The sequence below is a fragment of the Vibrio sp. 1978 genome (assembly GCF_033344345.1).
The window spans coordinates 1-689 of the sequence record NZ_JAWPOP010000480.1 but is presented as its reverse complement, the minus strand read 5'-3'; the positions used below and the strand labels follow the sequence as shown (position 1 = coordinate 689).

Genomic DNA, 689 nt, shown 5'->3' with positions numbered 1-689 from the left:
TTGGTTTTTTGTTTTGCTGCCAGTAGGGCAGTGCTTTGGGGAGGGATTAAAGGGAGGGTTTACCCTACCCTTTGCCAGCGATTTGAAAACTACGGAACGTAGGTACAAATCTATGCTGGCTAAAGAAATACCTCTTACGTAAAGATTAATAATTAATCATCGTAATGACAAACTGCTGAATTTACTTGTATTGTTCAAGCTGTTTAATTAGCTGTTCGTGCTTTGGGTTTGTTGTGTGCGGAATGGCTGCATTTAGCTCTGAAATATCGTTTTTAAGAGCCACAAAAAGAGGGTGAGATAGCACGCTTTCTTTGTATTTTTCATCAGTAAAAAACGGGCTGTAACGAGACTCGCCAGAGCGATTAAATAAGCCTGTCAACTTTGTTTTTGATACACAGCGACCACATGAAATTGTGATTGCTGAAATCGCTTCTCTGACGCTCATATTGAGTTCTTTTGAGTCGCTTAAACTAGGTAAGTAATCTTCGATAATAAGCGAGCGTGCAACCTTCACAGCGTGCGCTTTGCGCCCAGACAAACGCGCCTTAATACTACGCATTGCTTCATCGAAATCTTTGCTATGAGTTGTTGGCGCGCAGCGTTTTGCTGCTGTAATTACTTCTGTGTTGTACTTCTCGTAAGCAATATTAACGAAGTGTAATTGAAGGATAAGAGCCTCTTTTACAATG

Annotated in this window: 1 protein-coding gene; it reads right to left on the bottom strand. The window is 40.9% G+C overall.

Annotation, left to right across the window (positions count from 1 at the left end; all coding sequences use genetic code 11):
* Positions 1–181: 181 nt before the first annotated feature.
* A partial coding sequence (locus R8N49_RS27330) for a hypothetical protein (protein ID WP_318190477.1) occupies positions 182–689 on the bottom strand: 508 nt, incomplete at its 5' end.